The sequence below is a fragment of the Hypericibacter sp. genome, from assembly GCF_050729195.1.
Lineage (GTDB): Bacteria > Pseudomonadota > Alphaproteobacteria > Dongiales > Dongiaceae > Hypericibacter.
Genome location: NZ_JBOHKS010000274.1, coordinates 15,030 through 30,899 on the forward strand (window position 1 = coordinate 15,030; position 15,870 = coordinate 30,899).

The 15,870-nt window shown below is 67.2% G+C and carries 17 protein-coding genes; 7 read left to right on the plus strand and 10 right to left on the minus strand.

The genetic code is table 11. The features are described 5' to 3' along the window. Positions 1-94: 94 nt before the first annotated feature. The 4 genes from ACREE8_RS22240 to rsmI all read right to left on the minus strand — a co-directional run bounded on the left by ACREE8_RS22240 (position 95) and on the right by rsmI (position 3,102). Entirely contained in the window at positions 95-976 is an 882-nt protein-coding gene (locus ACREE8_RS22240; RefSeq protein WP_431575208.1) for a SirB1 family protein, read from the minus strand. A gap of 31 nt (positions 977-1,007) precedes the next feature. After that, positions 1,008-1,664: a BON domain-containing protein gene (locus tag ACREE8_RS22245; RefSeq protein WP_431575209.1), complete on the minus strand. Its 657-nt coding sequence runs from the start codon at positions 1,662-1,664 to the stop codon at positions 1,008-1,010. Between the two features lie 167 nt (positions 1,665-1,831). Further along, on the minus strand, positions 1,832-2,215 hold the full coding sequence (locus ACREE8_RS22250; protein ID WP_431575224.1) for a YraN family protein: 384 nt from the start codon (positions 2,213-2,215) through the stop codon (positions 1,832-1,834). A gap of 8 nt (positions 2,216-2,223) precedes the next feature. Beyond that, positions 2,224-3,102 (minus strand): 16S rRNA (cytidine(1402)-2'-O)-methyltransferase, encoded by an 879-nt coding sequence (gene rsmI, locus ACREE8_RS22255; protein WP_431575210.1) that lies wholly within the window; start codon positions 3,100-3,102, stop codon positions 2,224-2,226. Positions 3,103-3,188: 86 nt separating this feature from the next. Between rsmI and ACREE8_RS22260 the strand changes: the two genes are divergently transcribed. Beyond that, a complete protein-coding gene (locus ACREE8_RS22260) occupies positions 3,189-4,436 on the plus strand; it encodes a penicillin-binding protein activator (protein WP_431575211.1) in 1,248 nt (415 codons plus the stop codon). An 18-nt stretch (positions 4,437-4,454) separates the two neighbouring features. Here the strand turns inward: ACREE8_RS22260 and ACREE8_RS22265 are convergent, their stop codons facing one another. Further along, positions 4,455-5,843 (minus strand): tetratricopeptide repeat protein, encoded by a 1,389-nt coding sequence (locus ACREE8_RS22265; protein WP_431575212.1) that lies wholly within the window; start codon positions 5,841-5,843, stop codon positions 4,455-4,457. Between the two features lie 75 nt (positions 5,844-5,918). Then, complete coding sequence (gcvA, locus tag ACREE8_RS22270) at positions 5,919-6,839, minus strand: transcriptional regulator GcvA (RefSeq protein WP_431575213.1); 921 nt, start codon at positions 6,837-6,839, stop codon at positions 5,919-5,921. 164 nt (positions 6,840-7,003) lie between these two features. Here gcvA and ACREE8_RS22275 point away from each other — a divergent pair, with 164 nt between their 5' ends. Both ACREE8_RS22275 and ACREE8_RS22280 read left to right on the plus strand, forming a co-directional pair. Next, complete coding sequence (locus ACREE8_RS22275) at positions 7,004-7,225, plus strand: hypothetical protein (RefSeq protein WP_431575214.1); 222 nt, start codon at positions 7,004-7,006, stop codon at positions 7,223-7,225. A gap of 158 nt (positions 7,226-7,383) precedes the next feature. After that, complete coding sequence (locus tag ACREE8_RS22280) at positions 7,384-7,758, plus strand: hypothetical protein (RefSeq protein ID WP_431575215.1); 375 nt, start codon at positions 7,384-7,386, stop codon at positions 7,756-7,758. Between the two features lie 3 nt (positions 7,759-7,761). On the opposite strand, the gene hemW is transcribed toward ACREE8_RS22280, so the two are convergent. Genes hemW through rph form a run of 3 tightly spaced genes read right to left on the minus strand, consistent with a single transcriptional unit; the run spans position 7,762 to position 10,353 of the window. Then, positions 7,762-8,964 (minus strand): radical SAM family heme chaperone HemW, encoded by a 1,203-nt coding sequence (gene hemW, locus ACREE8_RS22285; RefSeq protein WP_431575216.1) that lies wholly within the window; start codon positions 8,962-8,964, stop codon positions 7,762-7,764. A gap of 31 nt (positions 8,965-8,995) precedes the next feature. Continuing rightward, positions 8,996-9,634 (minus strand): RdgB/HAM1 family non-canonical purine NTP pyrophosphatase, encoded by a 639-nt coding sequence (gene rdgB / locus ACREE8_RS22290; protein WP_431575217.1) that lies wholly within the window; start codon positions 9,632-9,634, stop codon positions 8,996-8,998. Next, the gene (gene rph / locus ACREE8_RS22295; RefSeq protein WP_431575218.1) at positions 9,631-10,353 is read right to left on the minus strand and encodes a ribonuclease PH; all 723 of its coding nucleotides are present in this window, start codon (positions 10,351-10,353) and stop codon (positions 9,631-9,633) included. The genes rdgB and rph overlap by 4 nt, the downstream gene beginning before the upstream one ends. A gap of 298 nt (positions 10,354-10,651) precedes the next feature. Here rph and hrcA point away from each other — a divergent pair, with 298 nt between their 5' ends. Genes hrcA through ACREE8_RS22310 form a run of 3 tightly spaced genes read left to right on the plus strand, consistent with a single transcriptional unit; the run spans position 10,652 to position 13,314 of the window. Further along, on the plus strand, positions 10,652-11,788 hold the full coding sequence (gene hrcA, locus ACREE8_RS22300) for a heat-inducible transcriptional repressor HrcA (RefSeq protein ID WP_431575219.1): 1,137 nt from the start codon (positions 10,652-10,654) through the stop codon (positions 11,786-11,788). Positions 11,789-11,827: 39 nt separating this feature from the next. Next, positions 11,828-12,448 carry a nucleotide exchange factor GrpE gene (gene grpE / locus ACREE8_RS22305; protein ID WP_431575220.1) on the plus strand — a complete coding sequence of 207 codons (621 nt, stop codon included), beginning with the start codon at positions 11,828-11,830 and terminating at the stop codon, positions 12,446-12,448. After that, positions 12,445-13,314, plus strand: coding sequence for a hypothetical protein (locus ACREE8_RS22310; RefSeq protein WP_431575221.1), 870 nt, complete (start codon positions 12,445-12,447; stop codon positions 13,312-13,314). The genes grpE and ACREE8_RS22310 overlap by 4 nt, the downstream gene beginning before the upstream one ends. 22 nt (positions 13,315-13,336) lie before the next feature. Here ACREE8_RS22310 and ACREE8_RS22315 read toward each other — a convergent pair whose 3' ends face one another. Next, positions 13,337-13,561 carry a hypothetical protein gene (locus ACREE8_RS22315; RefSeq protein WP_431575222.1) on the minus strand — a complete coding sequence of 75 codons (225 nt, stop codon included), beginning with the start codon at positions 13,559-13,561 and terminating at the stop codon, positions 13,337-13,339. A 314-nt stretch (positions 13,562-13,875) separates the two neighbouring features. Here ACREE8_RS22315 and dnaK point away from each other — a divergent pair, with 314 nt between their 5' ends. After that, positions 13,876-15,819 carry a molecular chaperone DnaK gene (dnaK, locus tag ACREE8_RS22320; protein ID WP_431575223.1) on the plus strand — a complete coding sequence of 648 codons (1,944 nt, stop codon included), beginning with the start codon at positions 13,876-13,878 and terminating at the stop codon, positions 15,817-15,819. Positions 15,820-15,870 lie beyond the last annotated feature (51 nt).

Below are 15,870 nucleotides of genomic sequence, written 5' to 3' on the forward strand. Positions count from 1 at the left end.
CGGCAATACTCTGATGGTGGGGGCCAGCGACTATAAGCCGGCCCGCCAGTCTGGCGCCAGTTGCGGATGAGCGGGCCCGCAGCGACGGGTCCCGTCAGTGCAGCCGGGACTTCAGTTCCTGGATCAGCTTGCGCGTCTGCTGGCGCTCGCCGCCTTCGGGCGCCTTGGCGACGAAACGCTCCAACGCCGTGGACGCGGCCTTGAGATTGCCGCTCTCGGCCTCGATCAAGCCCAGCTCGCGCCAGAGTCCGGTCTCGTCGGGTGCCACCAGCAGCATCCGGCGCACATGCTCGGCCGCACCGCTGAGGGCCCGCGCCGCGATCAGGCGGCGCTTGACGTTGTTCTCGAGCCGCAGCAGCACGGCGCGATCAGGCAGCGCGTTGTAGTGCCGCGTCTCGAGCTCGGCGGTGGGGCCATGAGCGGCCTTGAGCAGGCGGCGCAGATCGGCGACCTCGAGGACGGCCCCGCCATTGAAGGGATCGAGGATGGCCCGCCCGCCGCCATGCTCGATGCGGATCACGAAATGCCCGGGGAAATCGAGACCGACGGCGGCCCAGCCCTGGAGCCGGGCGGCGTGGAGATAGACGATGCCCAGCGCCACCGGCAAGCCGCGGCGGCGCTCGATCACCGAGATCAGATTGGCATTGGCGAGATCGTCATAGTGATCGCGGTCGCCGTCATAGCCTTCCTGGCGCGCCAGCGCGGCGACCAGCGCGAAGCTGCGGGCGCCCAGATCGTCGCGGCCGACGGCCTCGAAGGCCACCGCGACCGAGCGGCCCAGCTTCGACAGATGCGAGCGCGCCTCCGCCAGCAGGGCCTGGGGGCGGTCGAGCGACGCCAGCGCCAGGGCCGCGGCCGCCAGATCGACCTGATCCTCGGCACCCGTCCCGATCAGGGTCAGGTAATCGCGAGCCGGCATCGTTTCCGGCCAGAGCAGGCCGGTCGAGACGGGGGATGAGTCGGCCGGTGACGTCATAAAGGATTGATTCGATTCACGAAAATGACAGTTACGAAGCCGCTGTGGTGATGGGTCTGGCCGCCGGCGCGGTGGGCTCGGGCCCGGTCGGGTCCTGGGCGGGTTCGGTCTGGGTGGGCAAGGGCGGCGGCGGTTCGCCTTTGATGCGGACCCAACTTGTCACCCTTCGGACATAGGAAATATCGCGGGCATGGTCAATAACGCGCTGCAGCTCGGTTTTGTCCTGTGCAATTCCCATGAGATAGAGGGTGCCGTCGACGGCCTCGACGCTGTAATTGACCGAGCGCACCCCGCTGTCCAGCAGCATCCGGTTGCGCAGGTCCTGGGCGATCCACTGGTCCTGGATCGCCTGGCCGACATCGAGCGGCTCGGAGACCTGGATCTCGTCGATCACCTCATTCACGCCTTCGACCTCCCAGGCGAGGCGCACCGCGCTCACCCGGGCGGTGGGCCGCTGCACCACGCCGGTGAGGAGCAGGCGCCCTTCCTGGATCTGCAGCCGCACCCGGGCGAACATGTCGGGATCGCTGTTGAGCCAGCGCGCCTGCACCTTGGTCCAGATGTAGTCGTCGGACAGAGCGGTCCCGAGCCCCCGCTCCTGGGTTGCCTGCACCGCGACGAAGACCCCGACGGTCTCGGCGGTCCCGATCGGGCTGCAGCCCGCGACGGCGGGCAATAGGAGGAACAAGCCCAAAGCGGGCACCCGGAAAGGGCGCCCGCGTCCAGGCCGGCGGATGAGAGCGTGGGCCGGCGCCAACATGCGAATCGGGCCCGATTCTAGACCGCGACTCCGTCGTCACGCCAAGAAATCCGGCGAATCCAAGGCGACGAGGTTCGGATCGGAGGAGAGAGCCTTCAATCCGGACGCCAGGCATCCGTTACATGGCGCGGCCAATGGCCCGGCACCATCAGCATCGCATCGAAGCGAAGATCGAGATCGGCCAGGCGCGGATGCTGCGCCAGCCAGCGCGACAGCGCGCGGGCGATGCGCTCGCGGCTGCGCCGGTCGATCGCCTCGCCCGCGGTCAGCAGATCGGGACGATGCTTGACCTCGATCGCCACCAGGAGATCGCCACGCCGCGCGAGGATGTCGATCTCGCCCACGCCCAGCCTCAGATTGCGGCCGAGAATGCGATAGCCCTTGAGCCGCAGCCACCAGACGGCCAGCGTCTCGGCCTGCGAGCCCCGGCGGAGCGCCGCCCGGCGTTTCTCGATCGGATCGCCCGGCGGCGGCCCCATGCGAGCGCTCACGCGTCCGGATCGTCGCCGACGAGGGCCAGCGCGCGGGCATAGATCTCGCGACGGGGCCGGCCGGTGGCCGCCGCGACCGCGGCGGCCGCATCCTTGAGGCTCATATGCGCCAGCGCTTGTTTCAGCGCACGGTCGAGATCGGCATCCGAGACCGCCGTCGTCTCCGCGAGCGGCGGCCCCGCCACGATGACGATCTCGCCCTTGGGCGGCCCGGCCTTCGCATAGTGATCGGCCAGCACACCGAGGCTGCCGCGGCGGACTTCTTCATGCAGCTTGGTCAACTCGCGCGCGACGGCCGCGGGCCGATCGCCCAGGGCCGCTCGCATGTCGGCCAGCGAATCGGCCAGCCGGTTGGCGCTTTCATAAAAGATCAGGGTGGCCGGGATCGCCGCGAGCCCGGCCAGGTCGCGCCGGCGTTCGCCGCTCTTGGGCGGCAGGAAGCCGGCGAAGAAGAATCGATCGGGCGGCAATCCCGAAAGCAACAAGGCCGTCAGGGAGGCGGAAGCGCCCGGCAGGGCCGTCACCTCATGGCCCGCCGCGATCGCCTCGCGCACCAGCTTGTAGCCCGGGTCGGAGACCAGCGGCGTGCCGGCGTCGCTCACCAGCGCGATCGCACGGCCCTCGGCCAAACGCTGCAGCAGCTCGGGCCGCATGCGCTCGGCATTATGTTCATGGTAAGGCAGCATCCGCGTCGCGATGCCGTAGCGCGACAGGAGCTTCGCGGTGACGCGCGTATCCTCGCAGACGATCAGATCCGCCGTCCGCAGCAGCTCGAGGGCGCGCTGGGTGATGTCGCCGAGATTGCCGATCGGCGTCGCCACCAGATGCAGGCCAGGCGCCGGCGATCCGCCGATTCTCTCTGGCTCGCCGCGCATTGCCGCGGATGGCTCGGGTTTACTTGACGGGACCTGATCGCTAGGCTCGGCCCCATCATCCTCATCGACGCCGGAGCTCACGGCCCGTGTCGCCTTCCCTCGCCCTCGCCCGCCCTCTGCCCGCTTGGCCATTCTTCGCTCCCGCCCGCCGCGTGGCCCTGCCCGTCATCGCCGCGCTGATGGCCGCGGGCCTCTTGGCCGGCTGCGCGCCGAAGACTGTAACGGCCCCGCCGCCGACGCAACAAGCGACAGAGCCGCCCCCGGCGCCGGAGCTGACACCCGCGCCGACGCCGGCCCCCGTACCGGCGGGGCCCGCCAAGGTCGGGCTGCTCCTGCCGCTCTCCGGCAGCAATGCGGGGCTGGGCCAGGCCATGCTGCAGGCCTCCGAGATGGCCCTGTTCGAATCCGGCAGCGACAATCTCTCGCTCGAGGTGCGCGACACCGAGCAGCCCGGCGGTGTGGCCGCCGCCTCGCAGCAGCTGGTCGATGCCGGGGTGCAGATGGTGCTGGGGCCGATCTTCGCTTCCGCCGTGACACAGGCTTCGCCCGCGATGCGCAACGCGCAGGTGCCGATGATCGCCTTCTCGACCGACCGTTCGGTTGCCGGCACCGGCGTCTATGTGATGGGCATCCTGCCGCAGCTCCAGGTCGATCGCGTGGTCCGCTACGCGGCGACGCTCGACCGCAAGCGGATCGCGGCGCTGGTACCGGACACGGCCTTCGGCCGCACGGTCATCGGGCAGTTGCAGCAGACCGTGCTCACGACCGGAGGCGCGCTGGCGGCGATCGAATATTATCCGCCGGGAACGTCGGACTTCTCACCCTTCCTGCAGCGGCTCGGCAATGCCAAGGGCACGTTCGACGCGCTGATGATTCCCGAAGGCGGCGACGTGCTGCATCTGGTGGCGCCCCTCCTCTCCTATTACGGCCTCGATCAGACCAAGGTGCATCTGCTCGGCACCTCGCTCTGGAACGATCAGGCTCTGCTGCGCGAGCCGGCGCTGGTGGGCGGCATCTTCGCGGCCCCCGCCAACGAGGCCTGGGCCGGTTTCGCCAATCGCTATCGCTCCAATTACGGAACCCAGCCGCCGCGCATCGCCAGCGTCGCCTATGACGCGACGCTCCTGGCCGGCGCCCTGACGCGCGATCCCAACCATCCGCGCATCGACGACAGCGCCCTGACGGGCCCCGACGGATTTTCCGGCATCGACGGCATCTTCCGTTTCCGCCCCGACGGCACGGTCGAGCGCGGGCTTGCCATCTACGAGATCCAGACCGGCGCCTTTGGCGTCATCGATCCGCCGCCACAGAGCTTCCCGCCGCCCGGCGCCTGACGCCTCGGTCGAAAATCTTCAGTTCAACTGGGCCAGCTCGCGGGCCCGCCGGTCGGCGGCGTCCGCTTCGGCCGGCTGGCTGAGGCTGCGCCAGGCGCGCGCCATCCAGCGCCAATTGCCGGGGCTGGTCTCCTTGCGGCCCAGCCTTTCGCCGGCGAGCGCCCGCGCCAGATGACGCCTGCCGCCGCGGATCGCGGCGGCCAGCAAGGTCTGCTCGATCAAATCGCGCTGCGCATGGCTGCCGCCGAAGAGATGGGCCTTGCGGCGCATCGACAGCAGCAGATCCACCGCCTCGCTGTCGCGGCCCTCGCCATAGGCGATGAGCGCCTCGGCCAAGGGCAAACCCACCTCGCGCGTCATCATCGCGTTGCTGTCCTGGCCCAGCGCGCGGGCGGCGAGCCGTGCGCGCAGCGTCTCGGCCTGCCGGTCCTCGCCGGCGCCGACGAAGGCCATCATCGCGTGCACATCGTTGAAGCAATAGACCATGTCCTCGGCATGCGGCAGCCAGAGCTTCGCCAGCGCCTGCCAGCGCCGCTGCCCCGCCTCGAAACCCACCAGCTTCAGGCGCCAGAGCAAGGCGGCGGCATCGACCAGATCGAGCGGCTGATCGCTGACGCCGCCGCGCAAGGGACCGTCATAGAGATCGAACGCCGCATTGCCCTCGCCCTGGTCCAGCTCATAGAGCGCCAGATGCCACCAGTTATGGACCGCGAAGAAACTCTGCGCCCAGTAGGGCGCGCCGCCGGAGAGAAAGGCGATGCCGTCGCCGACGCGGCCCTGCATCTCCAGCACATGGGCAACCGCATGATGGGCCCAGGGATCGTAGGCATCGCGCGCGATCGCGCTTCGGCCGATCCGCTCGGCCTGCTGATAATCGCCATTCTCCTCGAGTCCGAAGGAGAGCATGCCGAGGAGATAGTTGTAGCCGGGCTCGTTTTCACTCCAGTTGGGCAGCACGCGCGCGACGGTGTCGCGGATATTGGCCGCGTCGCCCAGGAAGAAATAGAGATCCTGCAGCACTTTGACCGCGAGCAGATCATGCGGGTGATCGAGCAGCACCGATTCCCAGGCGGCGGCCGCATCCTGCCAGTGACCGATCGACCAGGCGCGCGCGGCATGGAGATGCCCGCGCAGCCGCGCCGGCGTCGTCGGCCGCAGCGCCGCTTCGGCGCGCGCGAGACTGGCGAGCGCCTCGTGGTTTTGCGCGCGCGTCATCGGATAGAGATGGAACAGGGCTTCGACGAGATGGCCGAACCCGAAGCCCGGATCGGTCGCGACCGCATTGCGGATCTCGGCCAGCGGATCGCCGCTCAGCGCGACCATGCCCTGCACCGCGCGTTCATAAGCCTCGAGCGCCGCTTTGTTGTCGGTGTCGGCCGGCTCGCCCCAGCGATCGGTGAGTGCCACGCGCGTTCTCCTCAAGCGCCGAGAGGTCCGAGCATAGCGCTCGCCCGCCGAGAGCGTCGAGCCGGCGTCCGAGCCTCAGGCCGCTTTCGGCTCGGCCTCGCGGATGGCCCTTGTCTCCTCCAGCAGCCATTCGCGAAAGGCCTTCACCGCGGGCCGGTCGGCGGACGCCCGCGGCGCCACCAGGTAATAGGCGAACTGCAGCTTCAGCATCACGTCGAAGGGCTTCACCAGATGGCCGGCCGCGATCTCGTCCTGGACGATGACGAGGCTGGACAGTGCCACCCCCTGCCCTTTGATCGCCGCGTCGATCGCCATGGTCTCGGGCGAGAAGCGCGGACCTCGCGTCGGGTCGACGCCTTTGACGCCGGCTGCCAGCAGCCACATCCGCCAGTTGGGATAAAGGTCGCTGTCGGGCTGCACATCGCTGTGGAGCAGCGTGTGATATTTCAGATCCTCGGGCTTGCGCAGGGGATGCGGACCTTCGAGCAATTTCGGGCTGCAGACCGGGTATTCGGGTGCGCTCATCACCTTGTCCACGCGCAGGCCCGGATAATGGCCGGCGCCATAGCGGATCGCGATGTCGATCGGCTCGACCGCGAAATCCACCACATGATCGGTCGCATCGATCCTGAGCTCGATCTCGGGATGGCGCGCGGCGAAGCGCTCCAGCCGCGGCACCAGCCAGCGCGCGGCGAAGGTCGGCGCCGAGGACACCGTCAGGGTGTTCATATGGGATCGGGTGACCAGCCGCATGGCGGCCTGGATCCGGTCCAGCCCCTCGCGCAGGCCCGGCAGGCAGAGCTGGGCGGCGTCGGTCAGCAGCAGCCGCCTGTTCAGCCGGCGGAACAAAGGCTGGCCGAGCCGGGCTTCCAGGGTCTTGATCTGCTGGCTGACCGCGGCCGGGGTCACATGCAGTTCTTCTGCGGCTTTGGCGAAGGAAAGATGTCGGGCGGCCGCCTCGAAGACCCGCAACGCATTGAGTGGAAAGGAATTCATGCCCTCTCCTTCAGGATAGATTTTCTAATCTTCTAAGGTAGAAGGTCTCGTTTGTCAAACGGCGGAAATTCGCCCATCTTCACGTCCAAGGAGCCGGTCCCGACGTTCCTTCAGTGAAGGATTTATTAAGTCGAGGGCGACCGGCCGAACGGATGGAGAGTATTATGATCGATCGTTTCTTTGATGGCTTGGTCCAAGCTTGGTTCGGTTCAGGCCGGACGGCCACGTCGCAGCAGCAGAACGCCGTGCGGGACCCGCTCTCGCTCGACATCGCGGCGGGCACCTACCGGTTGCTCGAAGGCATCGACAGCGGCATCTCGGCCCTGACGAATGGCATCTCGCGCCTTCGCCATGGTTCGAACCACAGCCCGGCCGGCTGCGGCTGAACTTCCAGGGACGGGCGGGACAAACCCCCGCCTGGATAGACAACGATGACCACCCTACCAAGGGCCTGCCGTTTCTGACGGCGGGCCCTTTCAGTTTGGGGACGGCCTTCGGCGTCAAACGGCTATCCTGCGGTTGCCGAGCAGGGGAGGTGTCAGGGGTGGGAGCCGAGGAACAGGTTCGTCGCGTCGTGCATGGCTTAGCCCATTGGTCGTCGCTTCGGGAGTACGGCTTCGAACTCGACCTGCAGGAAGAGAGAGGCCGCTGGCGAAGCTGGACGTTCGGACGCTGCCCATGCCGTATCACGGTCCAGCCCGATGACGTGATGAAGGGGATTCTGAAGCTTCAATCCAATCCCGATGCGCTGTCGGAGTGGGCGTTCTTTCTCATGGGCAGCGATAGCGTCGACTATGCGGGCGAGGACGACAGCGCCCGCAATGAAGCTCTGCGCGAGATCGTAGCGGGCCTTGCTGCCGATGAGCCACTCGAAGCATTCGAGAAGGAGTTGGCGGTCCTTCTTAGGGCAGACGAATAGAGTTCAGCCAAGCAATGCGGGAAGAACCGCGTTGAGCCGCTGACGGCCTTCGGGCGTCGCCCGCAGGCCCTGTTCATCGAGAACGAGGAACCCGCCCTCGATCAGGCGGTCGAGCTTCGCCGGATCGAACAGCGCTTCCGGCTCCGACCCCGTCTCATCGATGAAGCGTTGGCGCGCGATGCCTTCGCTCAGGCGCAGACCCATCAGGGTCATCTCCTCGAGCCGCGCCTCGACCGACACCTCGTCGCGCTGGCGCGTAGCATGGCCATCGCGCTCGACCAGATCGAGCCAGGGCTCGGGGGCGCGATGCTGGCGCGTCGCCCATTTGCGTCCGCCCAGCGTGAGACGGCCATGGGCGCCGGGGCCGACGCCGACGTAATCGCCATAGCGCCAATAGACGAGATTATGCCGCGAGGCCTCGCCGGACCGCGCATGGTTCGAAATCTCATAGGCCGGCATCCCGGCGGCCCCGGTCAGCTCCTGCGTGATCTCATAGAGCGCAGCCTGCGTCGCCTCGTCGGGGATCGAGAACTCGCCGCGCGCGACGGCGCCTTCGAAGGCGGTGCCGGGCTCGATCGTCAATTGATAGAGCGAGAGATGGCCGCCGGCGCGCGCCAGCGCCGCCTGCAATTCCTCGCGCCATTGCGCCGGCGTCTGGCCGGGCCGCGCATAGATCAGGTCGAAGGTGAAGCGCGGAAAATTTTCGCGCGCGGCCTCGAAGGCCTCGAGTGCTTCGGAAGCGCTGTGCTGGCGGCCGAGAAATTTCAGCGATCGATCGTCGAGCGCCTGGATGCCGATCGAGACGCGATTGACGCCGGCCTGGGCGAGGGCGCGGAAGCGCGCCACCTCGACCGAGGTCGGGTTGGCCTCGAGCGTGATCTCGATATCGGGTGCGAAGGACCAATGCCGGCGCGCGCCCTCGATCAAATGCTGCACCGTGTCGGGACTCATCAGCGAGGGCGTGCCGCCGCCAAAGAAGATGCTGTCGAGCCGGCGAGGGGGGCCGCCGTCGCGCGCGATCTCGGCCGCATAATGATCGAGCTCGCGCAGCAGCCCGTCGCGCCAGCGCGTCTCGTCGATCGCGGCGCGGACATGGCTGTTGAAATCGCAATAGGGGCATTTCGACTTGCAGAAGGGCCAATGGATATAGAGCCCGAAGCCGCCCGGCACGGGCGCGGCTCCGGTGCCTTCGCTCGGCACTGTCATTCTCTGCGTCGTCGGGTTCATCCGGTTCTTCTCAGGCGAAACAGGCGGCCACCAGCTGGCGGAAGGCGTCGGCGCGGTGGCTGATGGCATGCTTCTCGGCCGGGTCCATCTCGGCGAAGGTGATCATCTGGCCATCGGCCATGAAGATGGGATCGTAGCCGAAGCCGCGCAAGCCGCGGGGCGGGAAGGCGAGGGTGCCTTCGACCTTGCCCTCGAAGGTCTCGCAATGGCCGTCCGGCCAGCAGAGCGACAGCGCGCAGATGAAGCGCGCGCGCCTGTCCTTGAGAGCGGTTGCCCCGCGCGCGGCCAGCTCCTGCTCGACTTTCTTCATCGCGGCCCCGAAGTCGCGCGTCTCGCCGGCCCAACGCGCGGAATAGATGCCGGGCGCGCCATCGAGCGCATCGACCGCGAGGCCGGAATCGTCGGCGAGCGCCGGCAGCTTTGCGCCCATGGCCGCTGCACGGGCCTTGAGCTCGGCATTGCCGCGGAACGTCGTCTCGGTTTCCTCGGGCTCGGGCAGGCTTAAGCTCGCAGCCGAGACCGGCTCGACCCCGAAGGGCCGCAGCAGCTCGGCAATCTCTCTCACCTTGCCCTGGTTGTGGCTCGCCACCACCAGCCGGTCGCCGGCGAAGCGCCGGTGACTCGTCGCGTTGCTGGCGGCGTCCGTCATCCGGCCTTCTTGATCGCCTCGCGCTGCAGCTCGACCAGCTGGCCGATGCCTTTGCGCGCGAGCTGGAAGAGCTGGTTGAACTCGGCCTCGGTGAAGGCCTTCTTCTCGGCCGTGCCCTGGATCTCGACGATCTGGCCGGCGCCCGTCAGCACGAAATTGGCGTCGGCATCGGCATTGCTGTCCTCGGCATAGTCGAGATCGAGCACGGGCGTTCCCTGGAAGATGCCGCAGGAGATCGCCGCCACATGATCCTTCAGCGGCATCGCCGGCATGGCGCCCAGCTTGCGCATATGGGCGAAGGCGATATGGAGCGCCACATAGCTGCCGGTGATGGCCGCGGTGCGGGTGCCGCCATCGGCCTGGATCACATCGCAATCGAGCCGGATCTGGCGCTCGCCGAAGCCGCCCAGATCGATGACGGCGCGTAAAGACCGGCCGATCAGCCGCTGGATCTCCTGGGTGCGGCCGCTCTGCTTGCCCTTGGCGGCCTCGCGTTCCATGCGCTCGTTGGTCGCGCGCGGCAGCATGCCATATTCGGCCGTGATCCAGCCGCGCCCGGAATTGCGCAGGAAGGGCGGCACCTTCTCCTCGATGGTCGCCAGGCAGAGCACCTGGGTGTCGCCGAAGACGGCGAGGCAGGAGCCTTCGGCATATTTGCTGACATTCACATCGAGGCGGACGGAGCGAAGCGCGTCGGGCGCGCGACCGGAAGGGCGCATGGGTCAAAGGGCCTAGAAGAAAGGGTTTCTGGATCTGGCGTTCGAGGGCGCAACCTATCCTCTGACGTCCGACCGGTCCAGTTTTGCCGGGGCTTTCGGCCGGAGCGCCGGGAACCGACCCCGGGCCGCCCTCGTTCAGCTCCCTTGTCCAGGCCAGCCCCTGTTCCCAGGGTCGTTGCCCAGGGTCGTTGCCCAGGGCCGTTGCTCAGGGCCGTTGCCCAGGGCCATTGCCCAGGGCCGTTGCATTGACGGGCATGGCCTGCGTTACTACCTTTTCGTGACGCGCCAGGAATCAGTGATGACAACGCCCCTTTCGGTCAAACGGACGATTCAGGCGCCGGGTCGCCCCGACGCCGTTGCCGAGCTCAGCCAGCGCTCGCGCGAGATCTTCCGTCATATCGTCGATGCCTATGTCGAGACCGGCGAGCCGGTGGGCTCGCGCACGATCTCGCGCAAGCTGGGCATGGGCCTGTCGCCGGCGACCATCCGCAATGTGATGGCCGACCTGGAAGAGGCGGGCCTGCTCTATGCGCGCCACACCTCCGCCGGCCGGCTGCCGACGGAGCTGGGCTTGCGCATGTTCGTGGACGGGCTCCTCGAGATCGGGGGTCTCACCGATGACGAGCGCCAGACCATCGACAGCCAATGTGCGGCCTCGGGCCGCAGCCTGCCGCAGGTGCTGGAGCAGGCGACGCAGATGCTGGCCGGGCTCTCGCATTGCGCCGGGCTGGTGGTGGCGCCCAAATCGGCGCGGCCGCTGAAACATATCGAGTTCGTGCATCTGGGGCCGGGCAGGGCGCTCGCCGTGCTGGTGACCGAGGACGGGATCGTCGAGAACCGGATCCTCGATCTGCCGATCGGCCTGCCGCCCTCCTCGCTGATCGAGGCCGGCAATTACCTCCTGGCCAAGCTGGTGGGCCGCACGCTCGACGGCGCGCGCGCCGAGATCATGGCCGAGATCGCGAGCCAGCGCAGCGAGCTCGACCAGCTCGCGGCCAAGGTGGTGTCGGCGGGCCTCGCCAGCTGGGCCGGCGGCAACAAGGATGGCGCGCTCATCGTGCGCGGCCAGTCGCGTTTGCTCGAGGACGTGAAGGAGATGGCCGACCTCGAGCGGGTGCGGGCGCTCTTCGCCGCGCTCGAGACCAAGGAATCGCTGGCGCGCTTGCTGGACGCGGCCGACCGGGCCGAGGGCATCCAGATCTTCATCGGCGCGCAGAACGAGCTTTTCAGCCTGTCGGGTTGTTCGGTCGTGATCGCGCCCTACCGCGATTCCGAGGAACGGATCGTGGGTGCGGTGGGCGTGATCGGCCCGACCCGGGTCAATTATGCCCGGATCATTCCGATGGTGGATTACACCGCGAAGGTGATCGGGCGCGTTTTAGGGACCGGTGGGACCTTGATCCGGCCGCCCGGGGACCCCATAACCCGGTCCTGATCCCGGCCCATCGCCGGATCCGCTGACCAAAGGACGACCATGACGGACGAGAAGAGAGACGAGGGCGCCCCTGCGCCCGCCAATGACAGTGTCGCGCCGGCCGAAATCGTCGGCCTGGCGCCGGATGCCGACCTGCTCGAGGAAGCCAGGGCCGAGGCCGCCCGGCTCAAGGACCAGCTGCTGCGGGCGCTGGCCGAGACCGAGAATGTGCGCCGGCGCGGGGCACGCGAGCGCGAGGACGCGCAGCGCTATGCCGCCGCCAATTTCGCCAGGGACATGCTGGCCGTGGCCGACAATCTGGGCCGCGCGCTGCAGCATATTCCGGCCGAGCAGCTCGACAGCGATCCGGCCCTGAAGACGCTCTATGACGGCGTCGCCGCGACCGAGCGCCAGCTGCTCTCGGCCTTCGAGCGCCACAACATCAGGCGCGTCGAACCGCTGGGCGAGAAGTTCGACAGCAACCTGCATCAAGCCATGTTCGAGGTGCCCGGCACGGGCCAGCCCGCCGGCACGATCGTCCAGGTGCTGCAGCCGGGCTATATGATGCATGATCGCCTGTTGCGCGCGGCCATGGTCGGTGTCGCCAAGGCCGAGCCCGCCGGCGCCCGGCCGAACGGCGAGGGCACGCAGCCCGGCAGCCGGATCGATACGGTGGCGTGATCTTGCCGTTTCGCCCCGTCGGCCCAGGCCGCCTGGCGAAGCTGCTCTATTTCATTCTGGTCTTCGTCCTGCTGACCCTACTCACCCAGGTCGGCGGGCTGGTCTATGCCCTTTCACGGTGGATCTCGCAGCGGCTGCTGATGCGGTTGGGTGCGGGCTCATGGATCGCGCGATCGCTACTGCGGGCCGGTTGCTTCGCGGGCCTCTATGCGCTCGCGACCTTTGTTGTTGTGCCTCACCTGGCACCGCTGTTTGGGCGTGAAGCCCTGCCTTGTGAGGAGGGTGCGGGCCGCCATTTTTCTGCCCATACCGTCGCTACCTGCATCCTCAATCGGAACTATGCGACGCCTGCGGTAGGACGGCTGCTGACTGATTTGGGTGCGGCCATGGACGCGCGCTTTCCGGAGACACGGGTTGAATATCTTGATGCGAACTTCCCCTTTATCGACGGCTTTCCGCTCCTCCCGCATGTGAGCCATGACGATGGCCGCAAGATCGATCTCGCCTATTTCTATCAGTCGACCGATCCCGCCCGCCCGGGTCCTGTCGAGCCGCCCTCATGGATCGGTTATTGGGCCTATGCGCAGCCGAAGCCGGGCGAAGCACGCCCCTGCGAGGGGCGCCATTCCTATTTGCGATGGGACTTCAACTGGCTTCAGCCAGTTTTCGACGGTGCGGCGCTCGATCCGGAACGGACCGCGGCAATGCTGGAATGGCTCGAGAGCCAAGGCCCGGATTATGGGCTGACACGCATTCTCCTGGAGACCCATCTCCAGGAGCGGCTTGGCGCTCACGGTCCTCTGGTTCGTTTCCAAGGCTGCTCGGTCGCCCGCCATGACGACCATATGCATCTGTCTTTACGCTGACCTCGCCTCGGCCGAGGCGACCTCACCGATCGCGCGGTCCGGAACGGCGCATCAGGATCGGAAAGAGCAGCAACATCAGCAGCCCGACGGCCGCGAGGCCGAGGCCCGCGGTCCATATCTCGATCCGGTCCCAGAGCCAAAAGCCGGCCGCGGCCAGGGCCAAGCCGATCACCAGATCGGCCCCGAACACGATCCTGATGATTCGATAGATGCCGCTGTTTTTCGGACTGGATCCTTGGCTGCTCATCGACACCCCTGGAAGATTGGCGCCTATTGTCGGGACGCTGGGCCAGCATAGGAGTCGGCGCCAAGCGGGGCGAGGCCCCGGAAGGGTCAGCGGCCATGTCGGCAATAAGCAGAATCTGGCGTTTCTGCGACCATCAGGTGCTTGCGTCCGAAGCATTGCCGCCTATATATCCCGTCGGGCCGAAAGGTCATTTTCCCAAGCGGTACCGGGCTTTGCCGGGTCGCCGCGGGGTAGCTTGAAATTCGGGGGTCCCGGGCGGTGCTTCGCCAACCCGAGAAGGCCGCGGGCGGACCTGCCATGGAAATGAGGAAGAGATGAGTAAAGTTATCGGCATCGATCTCGGTACGACCAACTCCTGCGTTGCCGTCATGGAGGGCAAGGACGTCAAGGTCATCGAGAACGCGGAAGGCGCGCGGACGACGCCTTCGATGGTGGCATTCACCGAGTCCGGCGAGCGTCTGGTCGGCCAGGCCGCCAAGCGCCAGGCGGTGACCAATCCGGAAAACACCCTGTTCGCGATCAAGCGCCTGATCGGCCGGCGCTACGACGATCCCTTGACCCAGAAGGACAAGAGCCTCGTCCCCTACAAGATCATTTCGGGCGACAATGGCGATGCCTGGGTCGAAAGCCACGGCAAGAAATATTCGCCCTCGCAGGTCTCGGCCTTCATCCTCCAGAAGATGAAGGAAACCGCCGAGAGCTATCTCGGCGAGAAGGTCACGCAGGCCGTGATCACCGTTCCCGCCTACTTCAACGACTCGCAGCGCCAGGCCACCAAGGATGCCGGCCGCATCGCGGGTCTGGAAGTCTTACGCATCATCAACGAGCCGACGGCGGCCGCACTCGCCTATGGCATGGAGAAGAAGGGCGCCGGCACCATCGCGGTCTATGACCTCGGCGGCGGCACCTTCGACATCTCCGTGCTCGAGATCGGCGACGGCGTGTTCGAGGTGAAGTCGACCAACGGCGACACCTTCCTCGGCGGCGAGGACTTCGACGCGCGCATCATCGACTATCTCGCGGACGAGTTCAAAAAGGAGCAGGGCATCGATCTACGCAAGGATCGCCTCGCCCTGCAGCGTCTGAAGGAAGCGGCCGAGAAAGCCAAGATCGAGCTCTCCGGCTCGATGCAGACCGAGGTCAATCTGCCCTTCATCACCGCGGACCAGAGCGGTCCGAAGCATCTCAACATCAAGCTGACGCGCGCCAAGCTCGAAGCGCTGGTGGACGATCTGATCCAGAAGACGATCGAGCCCTGCCGCGCGGCCCTGAAGGATGCGGGCCTGAAAGCCTCCGAGATCGGCGAAGTGGTGCTGGTCGGCGGCATGACCCGCATGCCCAAGGTGATGGAGACGGTGAAGTCCTTCTTCGGCCGCGAGCCGCATAAGGGCGTCAACCCGGACGAGGTCGTGGCCATCGGCGCGGCGATCCAGGGCGGCGTGCTCAAGGGCGAGGTCAAGGACGTCCTCCTCCTCGACGTGACGCCGCTGTCGCTCGGCATCGAGACGCTGGGCGGCGTGTTCACCCGCCTGATCGAGCGCAACACCACGATCCCGACCAAGAAGAGCCAGGTGTTCTCGACCGCCGAAGACAATCAGAACGCGGTCACCATCCGGGTCTTCCAGGGCGAGCGCGAGCTCGCGGCCGACAACAAGATCCTGGGTCAGTTCGACCTGGTGGGCTTGCCGTCAGCGCCGCGCGGCGTGCCGCAGATCGAGGTGACCTTCGACATCGACGCCAACGGCATCGTCCAGGTTTCGGCCAAGGACAAGGCCACCGGCAAGGAGCAGCAGATCCGGATCCAGGCTTCGGGCGGTCTCAACGAGGCCGACATCCAGAAGATGGTGAAGGATGCCGAGGCCCATGCCGCGGACGACAAGAAGCGCAAGGAGCTGATCGAGGCCCGCAACAACGCCGACAGCCTGATCCACTCGACCGAGAAGTCGGTGGCCGAGGCGGGCGACAAGGTCGCGGCCTCGGACAAGACCGCCCTCGAGGCGGCCTCGGCCGATCTCAAGGAAGCGGTGAAGGGCGAAGACAAGGAAGCGATCGAGAGCAAGACCCAGACCCTGATGCAGCTCGCCATGAAGCTGGGCGAGCAGCTCTATAAGCAGAAGGAAGCCGAAGCCCAGGCCGGCGGCCCCGGTGCCGGGGCGGCGGGTCCGGGCGCGGGCGCCGGCGGGACCGGCGCGCCCAAGGACGGTGTCGTCGATGCCGACTTCGAGGACGTCGACGAAAACCGTAAGAACAAGGCGTAATCGACACCTCGTTCGGGCCAGAGAGACAGGATAACAGCGGGGCCGGCGGGC

Coding starts and splice junctions, on each gene's coding strand:
- ACREE8_RS22240 (WP_431575208.1), bottom strand. CDS start 976: ATGACGTCACCGGCCGACTCATCCCCCGTCTCGACCGGCCTGCTCTGG.
- ACREE8_RS22250 (WP_431575224.1), bottom strand. CDS start 2,215: ATGGGGCCGCCGCCGGGCGATCCGATCGAGAAACGCCGGGCGGCGCTC.
- rsmI (WP_431575210.1), bottom strand. CDS start 3,102: ATGCGCGGCGAGCCAGAGAGAATCGGCGGATCGCCGGCGCCTGGCCTG.
- gcvA (WP_431575213.1), bottom strand. CDS start 6,839: ATGAATTCCTTTCCACTCAATGCGTTGCGGGTCTTCGAGGCGGCCGCC.
- ACREE8_RS22275 (WP_431575214.1), top strand. CDS start 7,004: ATGATCGATCGTTTCTTTGATGGCTTGGTCCAAGCTTGGTTCGGTTCA.
- hemW (WP_431575216.1), bottom strand. CDS start 8,964: ATGACAGTGCCGAGCGAAGGCACCGGAGCCGCGCCCGTGCCGGGCGGC.
- rdgB (WP_431575217.1), bottom strand. CDS start 9,634: ATGACGGACGCCGCCAGCAACGCGACGAGTCACCGGCGCTTCGCCGGC.
- rph (WP_431575218.1), bottom strand. CDS start 10,353: ATGCGCCCTTCCGGTCGCGCGCCCGACGCGCTTCGCTCCGTCCGCCTC.
- hrcA (WP_431575219.1), top strand. CDS start 10,652: ATGACAACGCCCCTTTCGGTCAAACGGACGATTCAGGCGCCGGGTCGC.
- grpE (WP_431575220.1), top strand. CDS start 11,828: ATGACGGACGAGAAGAGAGACGAGGGCGCCCCTGCGCCCGCCAATGAC.
- ACREE8_RS22315 (WP_431575222.1), bottom strand. CDS start 13,561: ATGAGCAGCCAAGGATCCAGTCCGAAAAACAGCGGCATCTATCGAATC.
- dnaK (WP_431575223.1), top strand. CDS start 13,876: ATGAGTAAAGTTATCGGCATCGATCTCGGTACGACCAACTCCTGCGTT.